Genomic DNA, 7,312 nt, shown 5'->3' with positions numbered 1-7,312 from the left:
CCTGCCTTGGCGTACACATGGACCGCGGCCGCGTTGAGGTTATCCACCAGCAGGTAAACCTTGTGCAGGTTCAGGGTCCGGAAGGCGTAGTCGAGCGCCGCGCGGGTGGCAAAGCCCGCATAGCCATTGCCCTGTGCGTCCGGGGCGACAATGATCTGGAACTCGCAGTGCCGGTGCCGCGGATGGATGTCGACTAACTCCACCAGCCCGCAGCGCCGACCGGCATCGTCGATCACGAACCGTCGTTCCGACTCGTCGTCGACCCGCTTGGTGAACTGCTCCTCCATCCGGGCCAACGAGTACGTCGGTTCGACGAACCAGTAGCGCGTCACCTCGGGATCGTTGAATAGTGCGTGCAGAAAAGGCAGATCGGCACGTTCCAGCGTGCGCAGGGTCGCGGTCATGAACCCAGCGTATCGTCAGGCCATGAGCGTCGTGGCCCGTGTTCTCATCTACTCCGACAACGCCGACACCCGCGCACAAGTGCGCCTCGCCCTGGGCACCCGGCTCGCGCCAGACGTACCCGAGTTGGAGTTCACCGAGGTGGCGACGGCCCCGACGGTGCTCAGCGAGTTCGAGGAGGGCCGGGTGGACCTTGCGCTCCTCGACGGTGAGGCCGCTCCGGTCGGCGGATTGGGGCTGGCGAAGCAACTGCGCGACGAAATCGACCCGTGCCCACCGCTGGTCGTATTAATCGCCCGGAGCGCAGATCGGTGGCTTGCCGACTGGTCGCGGGCCGATGCCAGCGCGACGGCACCGATCGATCCGATCGAGCTGGCGAACACAGTTCTCAACCTCCTTCGCGGACACGCACGGGTGCAATAGGGTGGGACCTGTGTCACACAAGTGACACAGGTCACTACCCAAAGTTGTTGCGGCACAGGAGGGCTGAGCGCCATGAACGCGTACGCACCGATCCTGGTTCTGGGCGGCGTCGCCCTGGCTTTCGCCGTCGTGTCGGTCGTCATCGCCTCGGCCATCGGGCCCAGTCGCCATAACCGTGCCAAACTCGAGGCCTACGAATGCGGGATCGAGCCATTACCGCCCACCGCCGGGCTCGTCCACCGGTTCCCGGTGAAGTATTACCTCACCGCCATGCTGTTCATTATTTTCGACATCGAGATCGTCTTTCTCTATCCGTGGGCGGTCGCCGCCGACCGCCTCGGCTGGTTCGGGATCATCGCGGTGGCCCTGTTCATCGTCAATGTCTCGGTCGCCTACGCCTACGAGTGGCGCCGCGGAGGTCTTCGATGGGATTAGAAGAGCAAGTGCCCAGCGGCTTCCTGCTGAGCACCGTCGAGCAACTCGCCGGCTACTTCCGTAAGGGCTCGCTGTGGCCGGCCACGTTTGGACTGGCCTGCTGCGCCATCGAGATGATGGCCACCACATCCGGACGCTACGACCTCGCCCGGTTCGGGATGGAGGCTTTCCGCGCGTCACCGCGGCAGGCCGATTTGATGATTGTCGCCGGCCGGGTCAGCCAGAAGATGGCGCCGGTGCTCCGGCAGATCTACGACCAGATGGCCGAGCCGAAGTGGGTACTCGCCATGGGCGTGTGCGCGTCGAGCGGCGGCATGTTCAACAACTATGCGATCGTCCAGGGCGTCGACCACGTGGTGCCCGTCGACATCTATCTGCCCGGCTGCCCACCCCGGCCGGAGATGTTGCTGCACGCAATCCTCACCCTGCACGACCAGATCGCCGCCGCACCCCTCGGTGTCCACCGAGCAGAAGCCGTTCGCACCGCCGAGCAGGCGGCCCTCGCCGCACCGACCACCCTCGAGCTCAAGGGTTTGCTGCGATGAGCGGCACGCCCCCCGACGACAACTTCGTCGCCCGCGGACTGTTCGGTCCGACCGGCACCGGCGACACGTCGGGATTCGGCGGACTCGCCTCGTCCATCGCCCTGCCCGGGGCGGCCGAACGGCCGTACGGCGGCTGGTTCGACGAGGTTGTCGACGACCTGATCGCAGGGCTCCGCGCCCGCAGCATCGAGCCGGACGCGGCGCTCGTCAGCGTCGTCGTCGATCGCGGCGAGCTGGCCCTGACGATCGCGCGCGAGCACCTGCTCACCGTCGCCGCCATCCTGCGCGACCAGCCGTCGCTACGCTTCGAGTTGTGCCTCGGCGTCAGCGGGGTGCACTACCCCGAGCAGACCGACCGCGAACTGCACGCGGTGATTCCGCTGCGCTCAATCACTCACAATCGGCTGCTGCGGCTGGAGACGACCGCGCCCGATTCCGACCCCCGCGTCCCCAGCCTTACCTCGGTGTATCCCACCAATGACTGGCATGAGCGGGAGACCTACGACTTCTTCGGGATCATCTTCGTCGGACATCCGTCGCTCACCCGCATCGAGATGCCCGACGATTGGGACGGCCATCCGCAACGCAAGGACTACCCCCTGGGCGGCATCGACATCGAATACAAGGGTGCCCGCGTCCCTCCCCCCGACCAGCGGCGGAGCTACCGATGAGCGGCCCCTTCGACAAGCTCAGGGAGCGGGAGCCTGCCAAAGAGCGGGAGCCGAGCAAGGAGCGGGAGACGGACACGGAGCGGGAGCCGAGCAAGGAGCGGGAGCCGAGCAAGGAGCGGGCATTCACCGTCGCCGGGCGCGACTGGGACGCGCTGATCGACGCGGTCAACACGCGTGCGTCGGCCGACGAACGCATCGTCGTGAACATGGGTCCGCAGCATCCGTCGACGCACGGGGTACTGCGCCTGATCCTGGAACTCGAAGGCGAGACGGTCACCGAAGCTCGGTGCGGCATCGGCTACCTCCACACCGGCATCGAGAAGAACCTGGAGTTCCGGAACTGGACACAGGGGGTGGCCTTCGTGACTCGGATGGACTACCTCGCGCCGTTCTTCAGCGAGACGGCGTACTGCCTCGGCGTCGAGAAACTCCTCGGCATCACCGAGGCAATCCCGGAGCGCGCCACCGTGATTCGCGTACTGCTGATGGAACTGAACCGGATCAGCTCACACCTGGTCGCACTGGCCACCGGAGGCATGGAACTCGGCGCGGTGACGCCGATGTTCCTCGGTTTCGGCGCCCGCGAGACGATTCTCGACCTCTTCGAGGAGATCACCGGGCTACGGATGAATCACGCGTTCATTCGGCCCGGCGGCCTCGCCGCCGATCTTCCCGAGGGCGCGATCGACAACATCGCCACAGTGCTCGACGAGTTGCCCGCCCAGATCGCCGACGTCGAGGCGCTGTTGACCGATAACTACATCTGGAAGGCGCGCACCCGCGGCGTCGGCTACCTCGACCTGACCGGCTGCATGGCTCTGGGCATCACCGGTCCGGTGCTGCGCTCCACCGGCCTTCCGCAGGATCTGCGCAAGTCCGCGCCCTACTGCGGCTACGAGAACTATCAGTTCGAGGTCATCACCGACACGGCCTGCGACTCCTACGGCCGCTATCTGATCCGGGTGCAGGAGATGTACCAGTCGATCGCCATCGCCCGGCAATGCCTGGACGCCCTGGAGCCCGGTCCGGTGATGGTGGCCGATGCGCAGATCGCCTGGCCAGCCGACCTGCAGGTGGGTCCGGACGGATTGGGTAACTCCCCGGCGCACATCGCCACAATCATGGGCGGCTCGATGGAGTCGCTCATCCACCACTTCAAACTAGTCACCGAAGGCTTCCGGGTACCGCCCGGCCAGTGCTATGTGGCCGTCGAGGCGCCGCGCGGTGAACTCGGCGTGCACATGGTCTCCGACGGCGGGACCCGTCCGTACCGCGTCCACTTCCGCGATCCGTCGTTCACCAACCTGCAGGCCGTGGCTGCGATGTGCGAGGGCGGCCTGGTGGCCGATGTGATCACCGCCGTCGCGAGCATCGATCCGGTGATGGGCGGTGTCGACCGGTGAGTGACCCTGTCTTTTTCAACACATCCCGGCCCAACCCGCCCGTCGAGTTCACTGGTGAGACACCATATCCCGCCGAGGTCGCCGCCGCACTGCAGGCCGACGCCGCACCGATTATCGCCCGCTACCCGCAGTCGCGGTCGGCACTGCTGCCGCTGCTGCATCTGGTGCAGGCCCAGGACGGCTACCTCACCCGCGCCGGGATAGAATTCTGCGCCGACGCCCTAGATCTCACCCCTGCGCAGGTCACTTCGGTGGCCACCTTCTATTCGATGTACCGTCGCGAACCGACCGGCGAGCACTTGGTCGGTGTCTGCACCACGACGCTGTGCGCGGTGCTCGGCGGTGACGCTATCCTCGCGCGGCTGTGCGACCACCTCGGCGTGGCGCCCGGTCAGACGACCGACGACGGCGCATTGACCCTGCAATCGGTCGAGTGCAACGCCGCCTGCGACTTCGGGCCCGTCGTGATGGTCAACTGGGAGTTCTTCGACGACCAGACGCCCGACACCGCGGCGGCACTGGCCGACGATCTGCGCGCAGGACGCCCGGTGCGGCCGACGCGCGGCGCCGAATCACTGTGCACCTTCCGCCAGGTCGAGCGACTCCTCGCCGGCGCTCCCGGGCTGGTTGAGCAAGCGCAGCGAGTCGAAACCACACCCGAACAAGGCGGCGAGCGATGACTACCCCCGTCCTCTCCCGCCACTGGTCCGAGGATCGGTCGTGGACACTGGAGAACTACCGGAGGCACGACGGCTACCAGGCCCTCGCGGCCGCTCTGAAACTCAGTCCGGGCGAGGTGATTGACCTGGTGAAGGCGTCCGGTTTACGCGGCCGGGGCGGCGCCGGTTTCCCGGTCGGTACCAAGTGGTCGTTCATCCCGAAGGATGGGACCGCCACTCCTCACTACCTGGTGGTCAACGCCGACGAATCCGAGCCTGGCACCTGCAAAGACATCCCGCTAATGCTGGCCACCCCGCACACCTTGATCGAGGGTATTGCGATCGCCGCCTATGCGATCGGCGCGCAACATGCGTTCATCTATGTCCGAGGTGAGGTGGCGTCGGTGATCCGGCGGCTGCGCACCGCCGTGGCCGAAGCCTATGACGCGGGGGTCCTCGGCCCAGGCGCACTCGGCCGAGGTCGGCGGCTTGACCTTGTCGTTCATGCCGGCGCCGGGGCGTATATCTGCGGCGAGGAGACCGCCCTGCTGGAGTCCTTGGAGGGCAAGCGCGGGCAGCCGCGCCTGCGGCCGCCGTTCCCAGCGGTCGCCGGTCTCTACGCCTGCCCGACCGTGATCAACAACGTGGAGTCGATCGCCAGCGTGCCCGCCATCGTGCTGGGCGGCGTGGACTGGTTCCGGTCCATGGGTACCGAACGCTCCCCCGGATTCACCCTTTACTCGCTGTCCGGGCACGTCACCCGGCCCGGTCAGTACGAGGCACCGCTGGGCATCACACTGCGCGAACTCCTGGAGCTCGCCGGCGGCATCCGCGCCGGGCACACGCTCAAGTTCTGGACCCCCGGCGGCTCCTCCACGCCGATCTTCACCGCCGAACACCTCGACATCCCGCTCGACTACGAGGGCGTCGCCGAAGCGGGATCGATGCTCGGCACCAAGGCACTCCAGATCTTTGACGAGACCGTCTGCGTGGTGCGCGCGGTGGCCCGGTGGACGGACTTCTACGCGCACGAGTCGTGCGGCAAGTGCACGCCGTGCCGCGAAGGCACCTACTGGCTCAAACAGCTGATGGCCCGCCTGGAATCCGGGGACGCCGACGCGTCCGATCTGGACACGCTGACCGAGATCACCGACAGTGTGGTCGGAAAATCGTTCTGCGCCCTCGGCGATGCCGCGGGCAGCCCGATCTACAGCTCCCTGAAGTACTTTCGCGATGAGTACCTCGCCCACTTCGCGCGCGACGGCCACCCCGGCGGCTGCCCGCTGGACCCGGCGAAAGCGACGGCTTTCGCCGATCGGGCGGAGTCGAAATCATGACCGAACTCGTCACCCTCACCATCGACGACGTCGAGGTCACCGTCCCGGCAGGCACCCTAGTGATCCGCGCCGCCGAGCAGATCGGCGTCGAGATTCCGCGGTTCTGCGACCACCCGCTGCTGCCGCCGGCCGGCGCTTGCCGCCAGTGCCTGGTCCAGATCGAGGGGCAACGCAAACCGATGGCCTCGTGCACCATCCCCGTGGCCGAGGGCATGGTGGTGCGCACCCAGCACACCTCCGCCGAGGCCGAGCGCGCCCAAAGCGGTGTGATGGAACTGCTGCTGATCAACCACCCGCTCGACTGCCCCACCTGCGACAAGGGCGGCGAATGCCCGCTCCAGAATCAGGCGATGTCGGCGGGGCGGCCAGCATCGCGGTTCGACGGCACCAAGCGCACCTTCACCAAACCCGTCCCGCTCTCAACTGAGGTGCTGCTCGACCGGGAACGCTGCGTGCTGTGCGCCCGGTGCACCCGATTCTCCGACCTGATTGCCGGCGATCCACTCATCGAACTCGCCGAACGCGGTGCACTGCAACAGGTTTCGGCGTATCACACCGAACCATTCGAGTCCTACTTCTCCGGCAACACTGTGCAAATCTGCCCCGTCGGTGCACTGACCGGTGCGGCCTATCGGTTCCGGGCCCGCCCCTTCGACCTGGTCTCCTCTCCCAGCATCTGCGAACACTGCGCGGGCGGCTGCGCCCAACGCACCGACCACCGGCACGGCACCGTACTGCGCCGACTGGCTGGCGACGATCCACAGGTCAACGAGGAGTGGAACTGCGACAAAGGGCGATGGGCCTTCACCTACGCTCAGCAGCCCGACCGACTCGCCGTGCCGCTGGTCCGCGACGAGACCGGCACCCTGCGCGCCGCTTCCTGGCCGCAGGCCCTGGCCGCCGCCGCCGCCGGGCTGAGCTCAGCAGGCTCACGCACCGGGGTGCTGGTGGGCGGGCGTGCCACCGTCGAGGACGCGTACACCTACGGCAAATTCGCGCGCGTGGTCCTCGGCACCAATCACGTCGATGCCCGCTGCCGGGCCCACTCGGCCGAGGAGACCGGGTTCCTCGCCGCCCTCGTGGCGGGCTCAGGAATCGGCGTCACCTACACCGACGTGGAGAACGCTGACGTCGTTGTTCTCGCCGGCCTGGAGCCGGAAGAAGAGTGCCCCATCCTGTTCCTCCGCCTCCGCAAGGCGGTGCAGAATTCTGGACTGCGCGTCGTCACGATCGCCCCCTTCCTGAGCCGTGGCGCCGAGAAGCTTTCGGCCACATTGCTGCCGTGTGCGCCGGGCGAGGAGGCTGCCGTGCTGGAATCGGCCAAGGTCGCCGAAGTTCTTGACCACGAGGCCGCGGTGCTGCTCGTCGGCGAGCGGCTCGCCGTGTCGGCGGGGGCACTCACGGCGGCGGCGACCCTTCGACAAGCTCAGGGAGCGG

Annotated in this window: 9 protein-coding genes; 8 read left to right on the top strand and 1 reads right to left on the bottom strand. The window is 67.1% G+C overall.

Annotated features, from left to right (window positions below):
• The coding region (locus WAW85_RS00300; RefSeq protein WP_422557686.1) for a GNAT family N-acetyltransferase at nucleotides 1–404 on the bottom strand (404 nt) is incomplete at its 3' end.
• A 22-nt stretch (nucleotides 405–426) separates the two neighbouring features.
• Here WAW85_RS00300 and WAW85_RS00295 point away from each other — a divergent pair.
• The 8 genes from WAW85_RS00295 to WAW85_RS00260 all read left to right on the top strand — a co-directional run.
• The gene (locus WAW85_RS00295) at nucleotides 427–825 is read left to right on the top strand and encodes a hypothetical protein (RefSeq protein WP_422557685.1); all 399 of its coding nucleotides are present in this window, start codon (nucleotides 427–429) and stop codon (nucleotides 823–825) included.
• A 72-nt stretch (nucleotides 826–897) separates the two neighbouring features.
• The gene (locus WAW85_RS00290; RefSeq protein ID WP_422557684.1) at nucleotides 898–1,260 is read left to right on the top strand and encodes an NADH-quinone oxidoreductase subunit A; all 363 of its coding nucleotides are present in this window, start codon (nucleotides 898–900) and stop codon (nucleotides 1,258–1,260) included.
• On the top strand, nucleotides 1,251–1,805 hold the full coding sequence (locus WAW85_RS00285; protein ID WP_422557683.1) for a NuoB/complex I 20 kDa subunit family protein: 555 nt from the start codon (nucleotides 1,251–1,253) through the stop codon (nucleotides 1,803–1,805). Before WAW85_RS00290 ends, WAW85_RS00285 begins: the two co-directional genes overlap by 10 nt.
• The gene (locus tag WAW85_RS00280; protein ID WP_422557682.1) at nucleotides 1,802–2,476 is read left to right on the top strand and encodes an NADH-quinone oxidoreductase subunit C; all 675 of its coding nucleotides are present in this window, start codon (nucleotides 1,802–1,804) and stop codon (nucleotides 2,474–2,476) included. Before WAW85_RS00285 ends, WAW85_RS00280 begins: the two co-directional genes overlap by 4 nt.
• The gene (locus tag WAW85_RS00275; protein ID WP_422557681.1) at nucleotides 2,473–3,879 is read left to right on the top strand and encodes an NADH-quinone oxidoreductase subunit D; all 1,407 of its coding nucleotides are present in this window, start codon (nucleotides 2,473–2,475) and stop codon (nucleotides 3,877–3,879) included. Before WAW85_RS00280 ends, WAW85_RS00275 begins: the two co-directional genes overlap by 4 nt.
• A complete protein-coding gene (gene nuoE, locus WAW85_RS00270) occupies nucleotides 3,876–4,559 on the top strand; it encodes an NADH-quinone oxidoreductase subunit NuoE (protein ID WP_422557680.1) in 684 nt (227 codons plus the stop codon). Before WAW85_RS00275 ends, nuoE begins: the two co-directional genes overlap by 4 nt.
• The gene (gene nuoF / locus WAW85_RS00265) at nucleotides 4,556–5,875 is read left to right on the top strand and encodes an NADH-quinone oxidoreductase subunit NuoF (protein ID WP_422557679.1); all 1,320 of its coding nucleotides are present in this window, start codon (nucleotides 4,556–4,558) and stop codon (nucleotides 5,873–5,875) included. Before nuoE ends, nuoF begins: the two co-directional genes overlap by 4 nt.
• Nucleotides 5,872–7,312, top strand: a 1,441-nt coding sequence (locus tag WAW85_RS00260) for an NADH-quinone oxidoreductase subunit G (protein ID WP_422557678.1), incomplete at its 3' end; no start/stop codon positions are given. The genes nuoF and WAW85_RS00260, both read left to right, overlap by 4 nt.

Origin of the sequence: Gordonia sp. (in: high G+C Gram-positive bacteria), from assembly GCF_049299075.1 — a bacterium.
Taxonomy (GTDB): domain Bacteria; phylum Actinomycetota; class Actinomycetes; order Mycobacteriales; family Mycobacteriaceae; genus Gordonia.
The sequence above is the reverse complement of the archived record's forward strand: the minus strand, read 5'-3'. Positions and strand labels throughout refer to the sequence as shown.

What these genes read in the sequence shown, in the direction of transcription:
- WAW85_RS00295 (WP_422557685.1), top strand. Translation starts at nt 427, where the DNA reads ATGAGCGTCGTGGCCCGTGTTCTCATCTACTCCGACAACGCCGACACC.
- WAW85_RS00290 (WP_422557684.1), top strand. Translation starts at nt 898, where the DNA reads ATGAACGCGTACGCACCGATCCTGGTTCTGGGCGGCGTCGCCCTGGCT.
- WAW85_RS00285 (WP_422557683.1), top strand. Translation starts at nt 1,251, where the DNA reads ATGGGATTAGAAGAGCAAGTGCCCAGCGGCTTCCTGCTGAGCACCGTC.
- WAW85_RS00280 (WP_422557682.1), top strand. Translation starts at nt 1,802, where the DNA reads ATGAGCGGCACGCCCCCCGACGACAACTTCGTCGCCCGCGGACTGTTC.
- WAW85_RS00275 (WP_422557681.1), top strand. Translation starts at nt 2,473, where the DNA reads ATGAGCGGCCCCTTCGACAAGCTCAGGGAGCGGGAGCCTGCCAAAGAG.
- nuoF (WP_422557679.1), top strand. Translation starts at nt 4,556, where the DNA reads ATGACTACCCCCGTCCTCTCCCGCCACTGGTCCGAGGATCGGTCGTGG.